This window comes from Mycolicibacterium mageritense, from assembly GCF_010727475.1.
In the GTDB taxonomy this organism is placed as follows: Bacteria; Actinomycetota; Actinomycetes; order Mycobacteriales; family Mycobacteriaceae; genus Mycobacterium; species Mycobacterium mageritense.
The window spans coordinates 4,922,350-4,941,235 of sequence record NZ_AP022567.1 but is presented as its reverse complement, the minus strand read 5'-3'; the positions used below and the strand labels follow the sequence as shown (position 1 = coordinate 4,941,235).

At 67.2% G+C, this 18,886-nt stretch carries 20 protein-coding genes; 12 read left to right on the top strand and 8 right to left on the bottom strand.

Annotation, left to right across the window (positions count from 1 at the left end; genetic code table 11):
* Position 1 precedes the first annotated feature (1 nt).
* The 7 genes from G6N67_RS23835 (at position 2) to whiB1 (ending at position 6,974) form a co-directional block, all read left to right on the top strand.
* Positions 2-1,180: an acyl-CoA dehydrogenase family protein gene (locus tag G6N67_RS23835; protein ID WP_036428354.1), complete on the top strand. Its 1,179-nt coding sequence runs from the start codon at positions 2-4 to the stop codon at positions 1,178-1,180.
* Entirely contained in the window at positions 1,177-3,579 is a 2,403-nt protein-coding gene (locus G6N67_RS23830) for a CaiB/BaiF CoA-transferase family protein (protein ID WP_036428356.1), read from the top strand. Before G6N67_RS23835 ends, G6N67_RS23830 begins: the two co-directional genes overlap by 4 nt.
* Positions 3,580-3,604: 25 nt before the next feature.
* Complete coding sequence (locus G6N67_RS23825; RefSeq protein ID WP_036428358.1) at positions 3,605-4,534, top strand: LysR family transcriptional regulator; 930 nt, start codon at positions 3,605-3,607, stop codon at positions 4,532-4,534.
* Complete coding sequence (locus G6N67_RS23820) at positions 4,524-4,934, top strand: YchJ family protein (protein ID WP_036428360.1); 411 nt, start codon at positions 4,524-4,526, stop codon at positions 4,932-4,934. Before G6N67_RS23825 ends, G6N67_RS23820 begins: the two co-directional genes overlap by 11 nt.
* Positions 4,935-4,970: 36 nt before the next feature.
* A complete protein-coding gene (locus G6N67_RS23815; protein ID WP_081812385.1) occupies positions 4,971-5,483 on the top strand; it encodes a M15 family metallopeptidase in 513 nt (170 codons plus the stop codon).
* A gap of 26 nt (positions 5,484-5,509) precedes the next feature.
* The gene (locus G6N67_RS23810; RefSeq protein ID WP_036428362.1) at positions 5,510-6,472 is read left to right on the top strand and encodes a diacylglycerol/lipid kinase family protein; all 963 of its coding nucleotides are present in this window, start codon (positions 5,510-5,512) and stop codon (positions 6,470-6,472) included.
* A 247-nt stretch (positions 6,473-6,719) separates the two neighbouring features.
* Entirely contained in the window at positions 6,720-6,974 is a 255-nt protein-coding gene (gene whiB1 / locus G6N67_RS23805; RefSeq protein WP_003893300.1) for a transcriptional regulator WhiB1, read from the top strand.
* Between the two features lie 181 nt (positions 6,975-7,155).
* On the opposite strand, the gene G6N67_RS23800 is transcribed toward whiB1, so the two are convergent.
* A complete protein-coding gene (locus tag G6N67_RS23800) occupies positions 7,156-8,655 on the bottom strand; it encodes a two-component system sensor histidine kinase PdtaS (RefSeq protein WP_036428365.1) in 1,500 nt (499 codons plus the stop codon).
* Between the two features lie 18 nt (positions 8,656-8,673).
* Positions 8,674-8,889 (bottom strand): biotin/lipoyl-binding carrier protein, encoded by a 216-nt coding sequence (locus tag G6N67_RS23795; protein WP_029373615.1) that lies wholly within the window; start codon positions 8,887-8,889, stop codon positions 8,674-8,676.
* A 133-nt stretch (positions 8,890-9,022) separates the two neighbouring features.
* Here G6N67_RS23795 and G6N67_RS39700 point away from each other — a divergent pair, with 133 nt between their 5' ends.
* On the top strand, positions 9,023-9,115 hold the full coding sequence (locus G6N67_RS39700) for a 50S ribosomal protein bL37 (protein WP_003882799.1): 93 nt from the start codon (positions 9,023-9,025) through the stop codon (positions 9,113-9,115).
* 162 nt (positions 9,116-9,277) lie between these two features.
* Here the strand turns inward: G6N67_RS39700 and rsrA are convergent, their stop codons facing one another.
* Positions 9,278-9,583, bottom strand: coding sequence for a mycothiol system anti-sigma-R factor (rsrA, locus tag G6N67_RS23790; RefSeq protein ID WP_036428366.1), 306 nt, complete (start codon positions 9,581-9,583; stop codon positions 9,278-9,280).
* A complete protein-coding gene (gene sigH, locus G6N67_RS23785) occupies positions 9,580-10,218 on the bottom strand; it encodes a sigma-70 family RNA polymerase sigma factor SigH (protein WP_036428367.1) in 639 nt (212 codons plus the stop codon). Before sigH ends, rsrA begins: the two co-directional genes overlap by 4 nt.
* Positions 10,219-10,435: 217 nt before the next feature.
* Here sigH and ybaK point away from each other — a divergent pair, with 217 nt between their 5' ends.
* Entirely contained in the window at positions 10,436-10,921 is a 486-nt protein-coding gene (gene ybaK / locus G6N67_RS23780; RefSeq protein ID WP_036428369.1) for a Cys-tRNA(Pro) deacylase, read from the top strand.
* On the opposite strand, the gene catC is transcribed toward ybaK, so the two are convergent.
* The 4 genes from catC to G6N67_RS23760 all read right to left on the bottom strand — a co-directional run bounded on the left by catC (position 10,918) and on the right by G6N67_RS23760 (position 14,117).
* Complete coding sequence (gene catC, locus G6N67_RS23775; protein WP_036428370.1) at positions 10,918-11,196, bottom strand: muconolactone Delta-isomerase; 279 nt, start codon at positions 11,194-11,196, stop codon at positions 10,918-10,920. The genes ybaK and catC overlap by 4 nt on opposite strands.
* Positions 11,196-12,050: a catechol 1,2-dioxygenase gene (catA, locus tag G6N67_RS23770; protein WP_036428372.1), complete on the bottom strand. Its 855-nt coding sequence runs from the start codon at positions 12,048-12,050 to the stop codon at positions 11,196-11,198. The genes catC and catA overlap by 1 nt, the downstream gene beginning before the upstream one ends.
* 64 nt (positions 12,051-12,114) lie before the next feature.
* The gene (locus tag G6N67_RS23765) at positions 12,115-13,218 is read right to left on the bottom strand and encodes a mandelate racemase/muconate lactonizing enzyme family protein (protein ID WP_036428373.1); all 1,104 of its coding nucleotides are present in this window, start codon (positions 13,216-13,218) and stop codon (positions 12,115-12,117) included.
* Positions 13,215-14,117, bottom strand: a complete 903-nt coding sequence (locus G6N67_RS23760; protein ID WP_036434207.1) for a LysR family transcriptional regulator — start codon at positions 14,115-14,117, stop codon at positions 13,215-13,217. Before G6N67_RS23760 ends, G6N67_RS23765 begins: the two co-directional genes overlap by 4 nt.
* A 202-nt stretch (positions 14,118-14,319) precedes the next feature.
* Between G6N67_RS23760 and benA the strand changes: the two genes are divergently transcribed.
* From benA to benC, 3 genes are read left to right on the top strand one after another with little or no spacing between them, the layout of a single operon-like run.
* Entirely contained in the window at positions 14,320-15,684 is a 1,365-nt protein-coding gene (gene benA / locus G6N67_RS23755; RefSeq protein ID WP_036428375.1) for a benzoate 1,2-dioxygenase large subunit, read from the top strand.
* Entirely contained in the window at positions 15,681-16,199 is a 519-nt protein-coding gene (benB, locus tag G6N67_RS23750) for a benzoate 1,2-dioxygenase small subunit (RefSeq protein ID WP_036428378.1), read from the top strand. Before benA ends, benB begins: the two co-directional genes overlap by 4 nt.
* Before the next feature lie 9 nt (positions 16,200-16,208).
* Positions 16,209-18,830, top strand: coding sequence for a benzoate 1,2-dioxygenase electron transfer component BenC (gene benC / locus G6N67_RS23745; protein WP_036428380.1), 2,622 nt, complete (start codon positions 16,209-16,211; stop codon positions 18,828-18,830).
* Positions 18,831-18,886: the final 56 nt, after the last annotated feature.

Below are 18,886 nucleotides of genomic sequence, written 5' to 3'. Positions count from 1 at the left end.
CATGACCGCAGACGAATTGCGCACCGAGGTCCGCGACTGGCTGGCCGAACACTGGACCGGATTACCGAAGGCGACCGACCCGTGGGTGAGCTCACCGGAACGCATCGCCTGGCTCGAAAAAGTGCTCGACGCCGGGTACGCAGTGCCGACCTATCCCGCACGATGGTTCGGCCGCGAGTATCCGAACGAACTCGCCGCGGTCATCGAGCAGGAGTTCAAGGCTGTCAAGGCACCCGGCGCGCGCCAGGACAAGTACAGCATTCCGGCCAACACCGCGCTCAAGTTCGGTACCGAAACCCTCAAGAGCGATCTGCTGCGCGACTTCCTGACCGAGCGCGTCCGCACCTGCCTGCTCTACAGCGAACCCGGGGCCGGCTCCGACCTGGCAGCGGTACGCACCACGGCCGTCCGCGACGGTGACCGCTGGGTGGTCAACGGTCAGAAGGTCTGGACCTCGGGGGCCAAGACCTCCGAGTACGCCCTGCTGATCGCCCGGACCGATTGGGATGCCCCGAAACACAAAGGCCTCAGCTTCTTCGTCATTCCCATGAGACAACCTGGCATCGAGGTCCGACCGCTGGTCCAGATCACCGGCGAGTCGCACTTCAACGAGGTCGTCATCACCGACGCGACGGTGCCCGACGCGTATCTGCTCGGCGGCGAGGGCAACGGCTGGCGGGTACTGCAGACCGCGCTTGCCTACGAGCGGTCGATCATGGGTGACACCGGCCGGGCGTCGCGCAACCGCACGCGCGCCGACGACCTGATCGGCCTGGCCCGCGAGCACGGCCGACTGGACGATCCAGTGGTACGCCGCGAGCTCGCGGACGTCCTGGCGCTGCGGGAGCTCAACGCACTCAACAATGCCCGCGCGAAAGCCGCGGCCGCGCAGGGAACCTCGACGCCGATCATGTCGCTGGGCAAGCTCGCGATGTCGCGCATCCTGCATTCCGAGGCCCGGCTCAAGACCGAGATCATCGGTGCGGAGGCGCTTCTGGCCGGAGCCGACCACCCCGAGGCCGACGACATCAACTTCCTGACGCTCAACGCGTTCTTCACCTCGATCGGCGGGGGCACCGATCAGATCCAGCGCAACATCATCGGCGAACGCGTGCTGGGTCTGCCCAAGGAACCTGAAGTGGACCGGGACATCCCGTTCCGTCAGGCCCGCCGGAGCTGACCGTGAGCTATGACCCGCCACTGTCCGGTGTGACGGTTCTCGACCTGACCTGCGGGCCGATGACCGCGGTCGGCCGGCTGCTGGCCGATCTGGGAGCCGGTGTCACGCAGGTGCGGCTTTCGGGCGTGACCGGCGCCGACACCGTCGGACCGCACATCGACGGCGTGCCGGTCGCCACGATGATCGACCGGCACGGCATACCCACCGCCGATGTCGATGCGTCGACGCGGACCGGGGCAGCGCAGTGGGCCGCGCTGCTCGCCGACGCCGACATCCTGATCGAGAACACCCGTCCCGGCTCCGCGGCGGAAACGGCGCTGGCTGTGCACGATATCCGGGCCGCCCACCCCACGCTGGTGATCCTGTCGATCAGCGATTTCGGGCGGGACACCGACTACAGCACGTGGCAGGCCACGACGCCCGTGCTGCACGCGTTGACCAGTGAGCTGTCCCGCTCGGGCATTCCGGGCCGGGTACCCCTGGTGCCTCCGGCCCCGCAGCTGCCGTACCACGTCGCCGCCGCGCAGGCCGCGGTGATGACGGTCAGTGTGCTGCTCGACCGGATGCGTTCTGGCGAAGGCGATCTCATCGACTTCTCGATTCTCGACGGCGCCATGCAGACCCTCGACCCGCCGTTCGGCACCGCGGGCACGGCCTCGGCCGGTGTGCCGATCAGCGAACAGCGGCGCAACTGGGATGCCGAACGGCAGCGTTACCCGATCGTCGCGTGCAAGGACGGCCATGTCCGGATCTGCCTGTTGGCCAAACGGCAATGGCGCGGCATGTTCGAGTGGATGGGACGCCCGGAGGAATTCGCCGACCCTCGTTACGACAGTCTGCGCGAGCGCTTCGCATCACCGACGTTGCTCGCGGCGGTGGGCCGGTTCTGCGCCGACAAGACCCGCGCCGAACTGGAGAGCGAGGGGCAGCGCCACGGCGTCCCGACCGCTGCGGTGCTCACATTGGCAGAGACATTGGGCACCCAGCAGGTCAAGGAACGCGGCTTCTTCCGGGACACCGAACTGGCGCCAGGACTGAATGCCCCTGTCCCCGTTGGCATCACCGAGGTCGACGGCCACCGGGCGAGCGCGCTCGACGCACCCGCAGGCGTCGTCTCCGGGTTCACCGGGGCGCCGACTCTCGCCGATCGCACGCGCCGCGAGACGGGGCTGCCACTGGACGGGATCCGGGTGATCGACCTCGGCGTGATCGTGGTCGGCAGCGACACGGGCCGGCTTTTCGGGGATCTCGGCGCCGACGTCGTCAAGATCGAGAACTCGGCGTTTCCCGACGGTTTGCGCGGCAATCTGGCGACGATGACGCAGGGTTTCGCCGCCGGGCACCGCAACAAGCGCTCGATCGGGATCGACCTGCGTTCGGCCGAGGGCCGGGCGCTGGCACACCGTCTGGTGGCGGCCTCCGACGTGGTGCTCACCAATTTCAAACCGGGCGTGGCCGAGACGCTTGGCATGGACTACCGGACATTGCGGGCCGTCAACCCGGGCATCGTCGTCGTCGACAGCTCCGCGTTCGGCCCCACGGGCCCGTGGGCGAAGCGGCTCGGATACGGCCCGCTGGTGCGCGCCGCCGCGGGGTTCACCGACCTGTGGGTCTACCCGGGCGACGCAAACCCTTCCCCGTCGCTTCGCTCGCCCCAGGACACCTTCTGCGACACCGTCACCGTGTATCCCGACCATGTGTGCGCGCGAGTCGGCGCGCTCGCTGCGCTGACGTTGCTGCTGCGCCGTGAACGCACCGCAACGGGTGGATCGGTGAGCGTCGCCCAGTCGGAGGTCATGCTGAGCCACCTCGCCGCGGAGATCGCCGCAGAGGTGCTGGTGCGACGCGGCCACAGCGCATCGGACGATCCTGCTCACGACGCGCCGTGGGGTCTGTTTCCCGCCGCCGGTGAGGACAACTGGCTTGCGGTCACCGTGCGGAACGATGTCGACTGGAGCGCGTTGTGCAAGGCGATCGACCGTGCCGATCTGGCTGCCGATCCGGCACTCGCAAACCGTGCCGGACGGGACCGGGACCGCGCCCGCGTCGACGCGGCCGTGGCGGCCTGGACATCCCGGCACGACGCGACCGCCGCCATGGATCTGCTGCAGCGTGCAGGTGTGCCCGCCGGTGCGGCCTTCCATGCGGCCGAGGTGCCGGCCTGGGACTACTACGTCCAGCGGCGTGCCTTCCGGGAGGAGCTGCACCCGTACAGCCGGGAACCGTTCGTCATGGAGAACGTCCAGATCCATTCCGAGCGCATCGCCGACCCGCCGCTCGGACAGGCGCCGCTGCTGGGCGAGCAGACCCGTGAGATCGCCGCAGAACTGCTGCACCTCGGCGACGCGGAGATCGACGACCTCCTCGCGCGCGGTGTGCTGGAGGGCCCTGTGCTGTGACGGGTCTCGTACGATTTCCAGCATCATGGAGGTCGACTTCACCCGCCTGCGGTACTTCGTCGCGGTCGCCGAGGAACTGCACTTCAAGCGGGCCGCAGATCGGCTGATGATCACGCCGCCACCGCTGAGCAAGCAGATCAAACTGCTGGAGAAGGAGCTCGGTGGGCCGCTGTTCGAGCGGCATTACCACGATGTCCGGCTGACGCCGCTCGGCACGCAACTGCTCGGGCCCGCGCGTGACATCCTGCGTCAGGTCGACGAGTTCAAAGCCACCGCATCGCGAATCACCAACGGCGCCGGACCCGTTCGGTTCGGCGCGACGGCGTATGCACCGTCGGACTTCCTGGCCGAGCTGGAGAAGGTGGTCGCCGCGCTGCCCGAGCCGACCGAGTTCAGCGTCCCCGGGTCGGCCGCGGAAGTCACCGCGAAACTGGTGTCCGGCCACCTCGACATCGGACTGATTCATCTGCCCGCACCCGACAAGCGCCTGCGCCACCGCGTGGTGGCCCGCTACCAGGGCGCTATCGCGGTGCGGTTCGATGATCCCTTGGCGGTCAACGACATCGTCACCGTCGAAGCGCTGCGCGAACGCGACGTCGTGATCGATTTCGCACGTCCCAACCCGGTGGTCCTGGCAGGCCTGACCCGAAGGCTCAACGCGCGCGGTGTCACCCGAATCGTCCGTACCACCAACCAACTCGGCGGAGAGCTCGAGATGGCCACGCAGGTCTTCAACCGCCAGCTCGTCGCGATCGTCAGCTATGCCCCCGCGTCGGTCATCGGCAGAATCTTCTCCCCACCGGAGTTCAAACTCATTCCCATCGACGAAAGTACCTGGGCTCCGGCGGAAATCGCATTGGCGTGGACGCCCGACCGGTTACCGCGGGAACCCGAGATCGAAGCGCTGGCCGAGCGGATCGCCGACGCACTCGCGGTGGTGCGCCGTGAAGCCTGACACGTGCCCGTGCGGATCCGGAGATCCCTACGAATCATGCTGCGGTCCTTTGCATTCCGGCGAGCGCACCGCACCGACGGCCCTGGCCCTCATGCGCTCGCGCTTCAGCGCGTTCGCGCTCGGTGACGCCGACTATCTGATGACCTCCTGGCATCCCTCCACCCGGCCGAGGCACCTGGATCTCGACACCACCATCGTCTGGCGCCGGCTGCAGATCGTCGACACCGAAGCCGGTGGCGTCGACGACGCGACCGGCATCGTCGAATTCCGCGCCGCGTACGTGCAGGACGGCGTCCGAGGTGTGCTGCACGAGCGCAGCCGGTTCACGCGCAGCAACCGCGGAGCGTGGCTCTACCTCGACGGCGACGTGACAGGCAACTTCTCCGACGCTGTCCGTTAACCCACCCGGCGGATGCGCGACCGTAAGGTAGGGCGCATGCGAATCGCCATGACTGCCGGCGCCCTGGGGTGCGCCGCCGCGTTCAGCGTGCTCGCGGCGCCCCTCGCCGCGGCCGACTCCGACGGTGCGCTGGCCGACGGTCAGGTACTGACCGCGTTCGACGTAGCAGACCCGGCCATCGGGCGGCTCGATCCGGCGCTGCTCACCGCGATCCAGAACGCCACCACCGCGGCCGCCGCCGACGGCATCACCATGACGATCAACTCCGGTTGGCGCTCACCGCAGTTCCAGCAGCAGCTGCTCGACAACGCCGTGCAGACCTACGGCAGCTACGCGGCCGCACGCCAGTACGTGCAGACCCCGGAAGCGTCGCGCCACGTCACCGGCGACGCCGTGGACGTCGGCGGATCCGGCGCCGACCAATGGCTCATCGCCAACGGCGCACGGTTCGGCCTGTGCCGCATCTACGCCAACGAACTCTGGCACTTCGAACTGGCCACCGACCCGTCAGGCACCTGCCCGCCGCTGCTCGTCGACGCGGCCGGCTGACGCGCGCCCGGTTAGGCTCATCCCCCGTGCGCGCCGTCCTGATCGTCAATCCGAACGCCACCTCCACCACCCCGGCCGGGCGCGACCTGCTCGCGCACGCGCTGGAAAGCCGCGTCAAGCTCACCGTCGAGCACACCGACCACCGCGGCCACGCCATCGAGATCGCCAGTGCCGCGGCACGAGACGGTGTCGACGTCCTGATCGTCCACGGCGGCGACGGCACCGTGAACGAGGTGGTCAACGGAGTGCTCGGCGACTGCGGCAGACGCCCCGACGCCGCGGCAGCACCGGCTGTCGCGGTGGTTCCGGGCGGGTCGGCGAACGTCTTCGCGCGCGCCCTCGGCATCAGCCCCGATCCCATCGTGGCGACGAACCAGCTGGTCGACCTGCTCGGGGACTATCGACGAGGTGCGCAATGGCGGCGCATCGGCCTCATGGACTGTGGCGAACGGTGGGCGGTGTTCACCGCCGGCATGGGCGTGGACGGCGACGTGGTCGCGGCCGTGGAGGCGCAACGCGCCAAGGGCCGCAAGGTCACCGCGGCCCGCTATATCCGGGTCGCGGTGCGCGAGGTGCTCGCAAGCGCACGTCGGGAACCCCAACTGACGCTGCACCTGCCGGACAGCGAACCGATCACGGGCGTGCATTTCGCGTTCGTGTCCAACGCGAGCCCGTGGACGTATGCCAACACCCGCCCGGTGTGGACGAACCCCGACACGACGTTCGAGACCGGTCTCGGGGTGTTCGCCACGACCAGCATGAACGTCTGGGCCAACCTGCGGCTCGTCCGCCAGATGGTGTCGCGTAAACCACGCATTGCGGCCAAGCATCTGATCCGTAACGACGACGTGTCGACCGTCACCGTGACGAGCACCACTCCGGTGGCATGTCAGATCGACGGTGATTACGCCGGACTGCGGGAAACCATGACGTTCACGGCGGTTCGGGACGCTCTGAGCATCGTGGCGCCCCCTGCGAAAGCCCTCTGACCTGCTAAAACGCTGCGATTGCGGTTAATTTAGGGCGCAAGTGGGTTCAGTGTAGTACAAACGAGTGAGGGCTCTGGGAACAGGCCTCGGTAGTGACATTGCCCACGAGTTAACGCGCCACTATTGACATCTGTTCAGCCTGTGAAAACATCGGATGCAACAGTGCAGAAACATTTCGTGTGCACGCGTTAACAGCCGAAGAAAAAGCTCGTGCGCTCTGCTGCGCACTCAGTAAGGAGTTAGACAAATGGATTGGCGCCACAAGGCGGTCTGTCGCGACGAGGATCCCGAGCTGTTCTTCCCGGTGGGAAACAGTGGGCCGGCCCTTGCCCAGATCGCTGACGCGAAGCTCGTCTGCAACCGGTGCCCGGTGACCACCGAGTGCCTGAGCTGGGCACTGGAGTCCGGGCAGGATGCCGGTGTGTGGGGTGGCATGAGCGAGGACGAGCGTCGCGCGCTCAAGCGCCGCAACGCGCGCACCAAGGCCCGCACGGGAGTCTGACGCCGCCAGCCCACATAGGAAGCGTCCTACGGCCCCGACGAAATGTCGGGGCCGTAACTCTTTCTGAGAACGAATTCGGCAGCAAATTGTCGTAATGGGGATCACAATCCGCATTGACGGCAATGTCTATTCGGTCACACGGTCCGCTGACCGGTCACGACCATAGACGGGGCCCCGGAACCTAGGACGCGCCGCGGCTGCGCCGGCCGATGGGAACCCGCAGCACCACATCGGTGCCGCCATCGGGAACGTCGTGCATCCCCAGCGAGCCGTCCAGCTCGGCCGACACGAGCGTGCGGACGATCTGCAGGCCGAGCCGATCGGACTTCTCCAAGCTGAAGCCGTCGGGCAGGCCGCGGCCATCGTCGTGCACCACGACGTCGAGCCAGCGCGCCGACCGTTCCGATCGGATGGTCACACACCCCTGCGGGGTTTTCGCGTCGAAAGCGTGCTCGATCGCGTTCTGCACCAGTTCGGTGATGACCATGATCAGTGCGGTGGCGCGGTCGGCGTCGAGCACACCGAGATCACCTACGCGGTTGATCCGGATGGGTGTGTCGACGGATGCCACGTCGTTCATGATCGGCAGGATCCGGTCGACCACCTCGTCGAGGTTGACCTCTTCGTCGACCGACATCGACAACGCGTCGTGTACGAGGGCGATCGACGACACCCGCCGAACGGATTCGATGAGGGCCTCGCGGGCCTCGACGTTGTTGGTGCGCCGCGCTTGCAGGCGCAGCAGCGCTGCGACGGTCTGCAGGTTGTTCTTCACCCGGTGATGGATCTCGCGGATGGTGGCGTCCTTGCTCAGCAGGGCCCGATCCCGCCGCTTCACCTCGGTGACGTCGCGGATCAGGACCGCCGCGCCCACCGCGTCGCCGTGCACCACGAGCGGCAGCGTGCGCAGCAGCACGGCCGCGCCGCCCGCATCGACCTCCATACGCATGCTGGACCCCCCAGCCAGGGAATCGCGGACGTGGTTGGCCAGTTCCTGGGCTTCGAACGGATCCGAGATCAACGGACGTGTCACGGTCACCAGATTGTGGCCGTCGAGCTCCGAGGCCAGCCCCATGCGGTGATAGGCCGAGATCGCGTTGGGGCTGGCGAACACCACGTCGCCGACCTCGTCGAGCCGGATGAACCCGTCACCGACGCGAGGACTCGACCGTGACATGGCCAGATCGCCGACGTTGGGAAAGGTGCCCTCGGCCAGCATGTGCAGCAGGTCGCCCGCACAGTCGAGGTAGGCGCCTTCCAGTGGGCTGGCCATGCGGCGCGCGGCCAACGCTGTCTGGTGGGTGAGCACCGCAACCAGCTGACCGCGGTGCCGCACCGGCACCGCTTCCACGTTCAGGCCCGGCACTTCCTGCGAATGTTGTTGCGCGCCATCACTTCCCCGTCCGATCGCACCGGATTCGAACGCGGCCGTGACGACGGGAAGATCGTCGGCGGCGGCCAGCGTGCCCACCGAGTCGGCGAGCAGGACGGTCGGGGCGGTGTTGGGCCGGACCTGGGCGACACACACCAGCACCCCGTCGTCGCGACGGACCCACATCAGGTAGTCCGCGAACGACAGGTCCGCCAGCAGCTGCCACTCCCCGACCACCGCGTGCAGGTGGTCGACGGCATTTCCGGGCAGAACCGTGTGCTCGGCGAGCAGATCACCGAGGGTTGACATCAGTCAACTTCCGCAGGGTCAGTCGATCACCGCGATGAGGTCGCCGGCCTGGATCACGTCGCCCTCAGCGACGTTGACCTTGGTGACGGTGCCTGCCACCTCGGCGAGCACCGGAATCTCCATCTTCATGGACTCGAGCAGCACCAGGGTGTCCCCTTCGCCGATCTGATCGCCCTCGTGAACCACGACCTCGAGCACACTGGCCACGATTTCTGCGCGAACGTCTTCGGCCATCTTCACCCCACTCACTTCGACTCCGGGCGGCTACTGCCCACCGGCCTATATCGAACCACAACCCGGGTGGTCATCGCTGCCGGTGGGCCGTGAGACACTAGGGAGCAAGCTCTAAGACGTCTGGAGGAACATCATGGCCAAGCGTGGCCGCAAGAAGCGTGACCGCAAGCACTCGAAGGCGAACCACGGCAAGCGCCCCAACGCCGGTTCGAAGTCGGTGCGATAACCGCGCAGATCGCCATCCGGAGGCCGGGCCGACAGCCCGGCCTTCGTGCATTCGAAGGGGCGATTTGCAGGCCGCACGGGCCCGCCCAGACACCTTTGGCGGGCACAGGGCCTCATACGTCAACGGCCGACGGTTGCGTGCGACCGCCGGCCGGACAAAACGTCAGCCCCGGATGATGGTGGTGCGGCTGATCTCGATGCGTAGCCGCTCACGCAAGCTGTCAGGAGCCCTCTCGCCGCTGCACTTGCTGGCGATCAGGCGCTTGACCCGCTCCTCCACGCCGTAGTGGCGCAGGCAGGCCGGGCATTCTTCGAGGTGATGCTTGAGCTTGTCGCGGCTCTCGGGCGTGCATTCGCCGTCGAGCAGCGTCCATACCTCGGCGATCACCGCGGCGCACTCGGGGTGCTCCGGATCCACCGGGCCGATGGGAGGGGTCCAGCGCTCACCTTCGTCGAATGACTCGCTCACGACGACACCTCCTCCGGCTCACCGAGTTGCTGTCCCCGGATGAAGCCACGATCCCGCGCGACATCGGCCAGCAGATCCCTGAGCTGCTTGCGCCCACGATGCAGCCGGGACATCACGGTCCCGATCGGCGTATCCATGATTTCGGCGATCTCCTTGTACGGGAAGCCTTCGACGTCGGCGTAGTACACCGCCATCCGGAATTCCTCGGGCAGAGCCTGCAGTGCTGCCTTGATCTCAGTGTCGGGCAATGCCTCCAGCGCCTCAACCTCAGCCGACCGCAGACCGGTCGACGAATGTTCGGCATTGGACGCGAGCTGCCAGTCCGTGATCTCGTCGGTCGGGTATTCCGACGGCTGCCGCTGCTTCTTGCGGTAGCTGTTGATGTAGGTGTTGGTCAGGATGCGGTACAGCCACGCCTTGAGGTTGGTGCCCTCGCGGAAGGAACGGAACCCCGCGTAGGCCTTGACCATGGTTTCCTGCAGCAGATCCTCGGCATCGGCAGGGTTGCGGGTCATGCGCAGCGCACCGCCGTAGAGCTGGTCCAACAGCGGAATGGCATCGCGTTCGAACCGTGCGGTCAGCTCGGCATCGGTCTCGGGTGGCGTCTCGGGTTCGACCCGGTCGACGTCGGTCATGGTGGGCAACACCGTCCCTTCTGTCGCGGCACCCCCTGGCAGCCCGGGATACCACCCGGTATCCGCCGGACGCTCCAGGCACACAGTTGGCACCAAAGATCTCCTTCCGATCCTAGAGCGTGCTACCGACACCTCGCGCCCGCCGCACGCCACCGGGCTGACGCTGAGAGCAATAACGGCATACAGGGGTGGACTGTTCCCGGCCTAAGCTGGCCCGGTGGCACGCGCAGCAACCCCCGCGATCGCGGCTCTGGTCACCGCCGGAATCCAGCACGAAGTGGTGCAGTACCACCACGATCCCCGCAATGAATCGTTCGGCGCCGAGGCAGTCGCTCAGCTGGCCGCCGACGGCATCGTCGCCGAGCAGGTGTTCAAGACCCTGGTGATCGCGCTCCCGAAAGGACTCGCGGTCGCGGTGGTGCCGGTGCCGAGCAAGCTTTCCCTCAAGGCCGCCGCGGCCGCACTGGGCGTTCCCAAGGCCGAGATGGCCGATCCGGCCGCCGCCCAGCGGTCCAGCGGCTACGTGGTCGGCGGCATCTCACCGCTCGGCCAGCGCAAACCGCTGCCCACGGTTGTGGACAGCTCGGCGCTGCTGTTCGACAAGGTGCTGTGCAGCGCGGGCAAGCGCGGCTGGGATGTGGCGCTCGCGCCGGCGGATCTGATCAAGGCCACCGACGCCGTGACCGCCGACATCACGGCCTAGTGGATGTCGGACGGGTGATGCGCCAGCGGCGTCACGTGGATGTCCATGTACGGGAACAGCGGTAGACCCGAGATCAGGGTGTGCAGCTCGTCGTTGGACTCGACGTCGAAGATCGAGAAGTTCGAATACTCGCCGACGATCCGCCAGATGTGTGGCCACTTGCCCGACCGCTGCAGTTGCTGCGAGTAGGCCTTCTCCCGCGCGACGGTCTGCGCGACGAGATCTGGGTCCATGTCGTGCGGCAGCCGGACATCCATCCGCACGTGAAACAACATCAGCGCTGCTCCGGATCGAGCACGAACCCGTACTGCACCTTCACACTGCCGTCGGGCTGTTCGACCGGGTCGAGCATCAGTTCCGGTTTGACCGCTGTCGCGATGTCGTCGCCGTTGTGCGGATCGCCGGGGAAATACAGCTGCGCGGTGAGCAGTTCGTGCCCCGGGGCGGAAACCTTGACGTGCAGGTGAGCCGGGCGCCACGCGTGCCAGCCTGCGGCCGCGATGAGCTTGCCGCACGAGCCGTCGGTCGGGATCTGGTACGGCGCGGGCCGGATCGTGGCGATCCGGAACCTGCCGTCGGGCCCGGTCGAGATGCTGCCGCGGAGATTCCATTGCGGGATACCGGGCGCGAACTGTGAATAGAAGCCGTCCGAATCGGCGTGCCACAGCTCCACCTTCCCGGCCAGCGGGCTCCCGTCGGTCGAGGTGATGGTGCCCTCCCACACCAGCGGCGTACCGGCCTCCCCGGCGCGCATCGGCAGGGTCGCGTCGGCGCCCAGCTCGGGCGCATCCGGCACGTAGTACGGGCCTTCGATGCTGCCCTTGTTGCCGTGCCGGTGCGCCGTCGCGACGTCTTCGACGACGTGCTCGACCCACACGTCGAGGAACAACGGCCATTCGCCGTCCTGACCGACACTGATGAGCCACGCCTTGAGCGCGTTGTACTCGTCATAGGTCACCTTGTGCTTGCGGATGGTTTCGTGCACCGCGTCGAGCACCTCCCGCGCGAGCATGTCGACCCGTTCGGCGGGCACGTCCCGGACCGCATCGAAGGGCGACTTGTCGGCGTGGAACCGCTCGGTCGCCGAGGCTCCGGATGCTGCGGCGGAGGCTTTTTCAACGGTTGTCATGTGAATTCCCTTCTGGTTGGCGCGATTTGTGTTTGCCGGCCGGGCTGATGACCGGTACGACGGCTCACAGGTCTGTGCGGTACCGGGCGAGCTTGTCCGGGTCGATCGCGATGCCAAGGCCCGCGCCGGGCCTGCGGTGCAGTTGGCCGTCGCTGATCTGCAGGGGCATGGTCAGCAGATCGTCGCTCATGTCGAGGAAGTTGGACAGCTCGCCGGCATACCGCGCTGTGCGTTCGTATGCCGTGCCGAATGCGATGGCACACGCGGTGCCGATCTGGCCGTCGATCTGGTTGCCCATCACCACCTCAAGCCCGAGGCCTTCGGCGAGGTGGTGCACGCGCGCGGACCCCGTGAAGCCCGTGCGGGCCGTCTTGATGCTGATCGCGGTGGCCGAGCCGCCGAGCACCTCTCGGGTCACGTCGGCCGGGGTCGGTACGGATTCGTCGGCGATGAACGGGATGTCGAGTTGCCCGACCAGCCACCGCCGGCCGAACACATCGTCGGCCGGGCACAGCTCCTCGGCGAAAAGCAGTCCCAGATCGGACATTTCCCGCATCGCGCGCAGCGACTCCGACGGCGACCAGCCCCGGTTGCCGTCGACATAGAGTTCGACGGCGTCGCCGAAGCGCTCCCGCAGGGCGCGCACGACCGCGGTGTCGAGCGAAACCGGCCGCCGGCCGACCTTGACCTTGAACGTCGTGATGCCGTAGGCGTCGTGCATGCGTTCGGCCTCGGCGACCATCTTGGCGGGATCGTCGAAACCGAGCATGTGGCTGACGCGCATGCGATCGGTGTAGCCGCCCAGCAGATCGCTCACCGGGAGACCGACGGTGTGCCCGAACGCATCCCACATCGCCATGTCGACGGCGGCCTTGGCGGTCGGGTTGCCGACCGTGCGTGCCAGCCGGTGGTGGGCCACCTCGCGTTCGGTCAGGGTCAACCCGATCAGAGCGGGCGCGAAGATCTGCTCGATCACCGCGACGATCCCGGTCTGGGTCTCGCCGTAGGTGAACGGCCGGGGTGGCGCCTCGGCGACGCCGACGATGCCGTCGTCGGTGTGGACGCGCACCAGCACGTGTTCGGCGGCGTGCACCTCGCCCGACGCGAACTTCAGCGGCTTGGTGTACGGAATGGCGAACGGGATGGCTTCTACCGCGGTGATTTTCATGACGTCTCCTCGACGGGATCGCGGCGCAGTGCCGGGGCGAGAATGCCGACGACGGTGTCGACCAGGGGGTTGTCGGTGTTGCGGCGCCACGCCAGCGCGAGCTCGATGGTCCCGCCGTCCACCAGGTCACGGAAGACCACGCCGGCAAGGGGCAGCGCGCGCACCGATTCCGGCACGAGGGCCACCCCGAGATCGGCGGCGACCAGCGCCAACAGCACTGCGGTGCCCGGTGCGGCGTGGGCGCGGTGAGGCACGAACCCGGCGCCACGGCAACTACGCAACACCGCGTCGTTGACGGCAGAATCGCGACTCTCGTAGGCGACGAACGGTTCGGTGCGCAGATCGGCAAGCGAGACAACAGGTTCGACCGCCAGCCGGTGATCCACCGAGACCGCGAGCACCAGCGACTCGACGTCGATGGTGACCATGTCGAGATCCTCGCCGACCGCGGGCGGCCGCAGCACGCCGAGATCCAATGCACCGGAACGCAGTCCGTCGCACTGCAGCGGGGTCAGCATGTCGGCCTGGATCTCCAGGGCCACGGCGGGCAGCTCACGCTTGACGATGCGGGCGATGCGCGGCAGATGAGAGAACGCCGCGGTACCCGTCAGGCCCAGGCGCAACAGACCGCCGCGGCCCCGCGCGATCCGGCGAACACCGCGTTCGGCATCGTCGACGCCGGCGAGGATGCGGATCGCCTCGGTCTGGAAGAACTCTCCCGCCGCGGTGAGCGACACCTGCCGCGTGGTGCGGTTGAACAACGTGACGTCGAGCTCGGCTTCGAGCTGCCGGATCGCGTACGACAGCGCGGGCTGCGCGACGTGCAGCTGCTCGGCCGCCTGGCCGAAATGGCACGTGTCGGCCACGGCGACGAAGTAGCGAAGATGCCTGAGCTCCACCGTGACCTCCTGCTCTGTGATGGCTGACACATCGACCGTAAGGCGGCAATCCATACAGAACAAGGACTTGTTTACGGCTGATTGATCTTCCTTATTTATCAATAGAGACCTAGGTCAGGACTAGGAAACTGCCTAGTGTGACGCCCACCACGCGATGCCACAGTGCAAATACCGCGCCTGTCGCGCTCACCTGGAGGCATCAATGACCGCAACCGTCCCTGCTTCGCACACCCACGTCGCCGCTGTTCTGGCCGACGCCGTGATCGACGATCCGGCCGCGGGTGTCTTCCGCGCCAACCGCCGGATCTTCACCGACGAGGAGATCTTCGAGCTGGAGATGAAACACATCTTCGAGGGCAACTGGATCTATCTCGCCCACGAGAGCCAGCTGCCCAATGCGGGCGACTACTTCACCACCTACATCGGCAGGCAGCCCGTGGTGATCACCCGCGCCAGGGACGGCGAGCTGCACTGTCTCATCAATGCGTGCGCGCACCGCGGTGCGATGATCTGCCGCCGCAAGACCGACAACCGCACGACTCTGACCTGCCCGTTCCACGGCTGGACGTTCCGCAACGACGGCACACTGCTCAAGGTCAAGGATCCCGACGGCGCGGGCTACCCGGACACGTTCAATTCGGGCGGCTCGCACAACATGACGAAGATCGCGCGCTTCGACAGTTACCGGGGCTTTCTGTTCGGCAGCCTCAACCCCGACGTGCTGCCGCTGGCCGAACACCTCGGAGACACCACCACCGTGATCGACATGCTGGTCGACCAGTCGCCGGAAGGCCTTGAGGTGCTGCGTGGTTCGTCGACCTACACCTACGACGGCAACTGGAAGGTCCAGGCGGAGAACGGGGCCGACGGCTACCACGTCACCGCGACGCACTGGAATTACGCGGCCACCACGAGCCGGCGTAGCACGGGCGAATCGACCAACGCCACCGTGGCCCTCGACGCCGGCGGCTGGGGCAAGTCGGGCGGCGGATACTGGTCGTTCCCGCACGGACACCTGTGCCTGTGGACGTGGGCGGCCAATCCGCAGGACCGGCCGCTGTGGGACCAGCTGGACCAGCTCAAGCACCGCTTCGGAGAAGCCAAGGCCGAGTTCATGGTCAAGGGTTCACGCAACCTCTGCCTGTACCCGAACGTCTATGTGATGGACCAGTTCTCGACGCAGATCCGGCATTTCCGGCCCATCGCGCCGGACAAGACGGAGGTCACCATCTACTGCATCGCGCCCAAGGGCGAGAGCGACGCGGCCCGCGCCCTGCGCATCCGCCAGTACGAGGACTTCTTCAACGCATCCGGGATGGCCACGCCCGACGACCTGGAGGAGTTCCGGTCGTGCCAGCTGACCTTCCGCGCCCAAGCCGCGCCGTGGAACGACATGAGCCGCGGCGCCAAGCATTGGCTGTCGGGCCCTGACCCGCTGGCCGAATCGCTCGGCATGAACGGGATCGTGTCGGCCGGCATCCGCAACGAGGACGAGGGCCTCTACCCCGTGCAGCACGGCTACTGGCTGGAAACCATGAAGACGGCACTGGAAGGCGAGTTGTCATGACAAGCACCCTGCAGCAGGAACCAAAACTGATCACCCAGAACGCAATCGAGCAGTTCCTCTACCGCGAGGCCCGCTACCTCGACGACCGCGAGTTCGAGAAGTGGCTGGCGTGCTACGCCGACGACGTCGTCTACTGGATGCCGTCGTGGACCGACGACGACCGCCTGGTCGAGGATCCGCAACGCGACATCTCGCTGATCTACTACCCCAACAAGGGTGGCCTGGAAGACCGCGTGTTCCGGATCCGCACCGAGCGGTCGTCGGCGACCTCACTACCCGAACCTCGCACGAGCCACAACATCTCCAACGTCGAGGTGATCGAACGGCACGGCGATCTCGTGGACGTCCGGTTCAACTGGCACACCATGTATTTCCGGTACAAAACCGTGGATCCGTACTACGGCACGTCCTTCTACACCATCGACTTCTCCGGCGAGCACCCGCTGATCCGGCGCAAGACCGTGGTGCTCAAGAACGACTACATCCACCACGTGGTGGACGTCTACCACATCTGAGGCCGCGACATGACCGTAACCCATTCCGTCGCACTGTCCTTCGAGGACGGCGTGACCCGGTTCATCACGTGCCGCGACGACCAGACGGTCGCCGACGCGTCGTACCGGCAACGCATCAACATTCCGCTGGACTGCCGCGACGGAGCCTGCGGAACGTGCAAGGCGCGCTGCGAATCCGGCGAGTTCGACGGCGGCAGCTACATCGAGGACGCCCTGTCGGCGGACGAGGCCCGTGCCGGTTACGTCCTGCCGTGCAGCATGAAGCCGCGCTCGGACCTGGTGCTGCAGATCGCGAGCACATCCGACATCGCCAAGACCCGGGCCGCTACGTACACCGGCACGCTGGTCGAGCTCACGCGACTCTCCCCCACCATCGTGCGGTTCGCGGTCGAGATACCCAATCGGTCCGAATTGGCCTTTCTCCCAGGTCAATACGTCAACATCGCGGTACCCGGCACCGACGTCACGCGGTCCTACTCGTTCGCCAACGCACCCCACGAAGAGCGCCTGACATTCCTGGTGAAGCTGACGCCGGGCGGCGCGATGTCGGGCTACCTGGCCGACCGGGCCGCTGTCGGGGACACCATCACGTTCACCGGGCCCAACGGCTCGTTCTTTCTCCGTGAGGCGCAACGACCGGTGCTGCTGCTGGCGGGCGGCACGGGCCTGGCCCCGATCCTGTCGATGCTGCGTGCAATGCGCGAGAGCGGCAGCCCCCGCAAGGCCCATCTGATCTACGGCGCCAAGACCGACGACGACGTGGTGGCGCTCGATGAACTCGCCGAACTCGCCTCGGGCCTCGCGGGATTCACGTGGGAGCATTGCGTGTCCGATCCCCGCACCACGGCCGCCAACCAGGGCCGCGTGATGACGCTGATCCGGCCGGCGCACCTGTACAACGGCGACGTCGCGGTGTACCTGTGCGGCCCGCCCGCGATGGTGGAATCGGTGCGCAGCCACGTGGCCGAAGCGGGTATCGAACCCGTCGGCTTCTATTACGAGAAGTTCGCACTCGCCCACGGTGGCCCGGCAGCCGCGCCTGCCGCTTCGCCGCGCTGCGAGGTCACCGAGACGCTGCTGCCCGCGGTCGACGCCCGCGGCGTCGCCGGCCAGGTGATGCTCGCCGCCGATGCGGCACTGACGCCGTGGCCGGATATTGTGGCGGCACCGGAAGACGACGCCCGCCGCATCGTCGGACAGCGGATCGCAGACCCCGCCACCGGCGCAGGGATACCCCTCGATGCCGACGACGGGGCGTTGATCGCCTCGGGGGCACGTGCGGTGGCGGGTCAAGAGCTGTTCGTCCGGCGCCCCGTCGCCGCACCTGAGCCCGAACAGGTTTCGCACGACGGCTACCAGATCGGCGAGGAGCACCCCGAGGTCCATGAATCCGATGCCCTGTTCGAGGCGCGGCAGGCTCTCGAGCTCGGTGCGCTCGAACTGACGTTGGGGCGCTTGTCGAGCCGCCAGCTCGCCGGCTACCGGTTGCTGGCCGAGTCCACCATGCCCTACGTCGAGGGCGACCACTTCGTCGATGCCGCGCAGTACACCGAGACCAACGCGGCCTTCCACGACTACCTGTTCACCCTCACCGGCAACGACCATCTGTTGCAGGCGTATCAGGCGCTCGGGGTCAAGGGCCGCATGGCCGAGGTGCTGCGCGACGCCACGTGGTGTCATCCGCTGTGCGCGCAGGACCACATGGACATCGTGAGCGCATTCGAGGCCGGTGACCGCGACGCGGCCCGAACGTTGATCGTTGCACATGCCGAGCGGTCCAAACAGACCATGCGCCGCGCCATGGCCGACCATGAAAAAGCCGCAGCCGCCCGCAGGCCCAGGTGCATAACCCCGGGCCGCTTCACCGGCAAGGTCGTGCTGGTCACCGGTGCCGCGCAGGGCATCGGCGAGCACACCGCCCGGCGCATCAGTGCCGAAGGCGGCGTGCTCGTGCTCGCCGACCGCTCCGACCTGGTGAAGGAACTCGCCGACGAACTGGCCACGGGCGGCCCCCGCACCCTTGCGGTCACCGCAGACCTGGAACACTACGACGGTGCGGAAAACGTCGTCCGCCAGGCGCTTTCCGAGTTCGGCCGCATCGACGTACTGATCAACAACGTGGGCGGCGCGATCAATTTCAAGCCGTTCACCGAGTTCACCGAAACCGAGATCCGTGCCGAGCTCGACCGCTCCCTGCTGACCACGCTGTACGCGTGCCGCGCGGCTCTGCCGTCGATGGTCGCGCACGGCCAAGGCGTGATCGTCAACGTGTCATCGGCCGCGACCCGGGGCATCCACCGCATCCCGTACTCCGCGGCCAAGGGCGGGATCAACGCCATCACGGCCTCGTTGGCGCTCGAATACGCCGACGCGGGCATCCGGGTCGTCGCCACCGCCCCCGGCGGCACCGAGGCCCCGCCGCGGCGCATCACGCGCGGCACCCCGGAACCGGCCAACGACACCGAACGCGCGTGGTATCAGGCACATATCGAGCAGACCGTCGAATCGTCGCTCATGCACCGGTACGGAACCCTCGACGAGCAGGCCGCCGCGATCTGTTTCCTGGCCTCCGACGAGGCGTCCTACATCACCGGCACCGTGCTTCCCGTTGCGGGCGGTGACCAGGGCTAGACATTCCTCGCCGAGCAGACGCGCAGGTACCCCACTTTGCGCGTTTTGGGGTACCG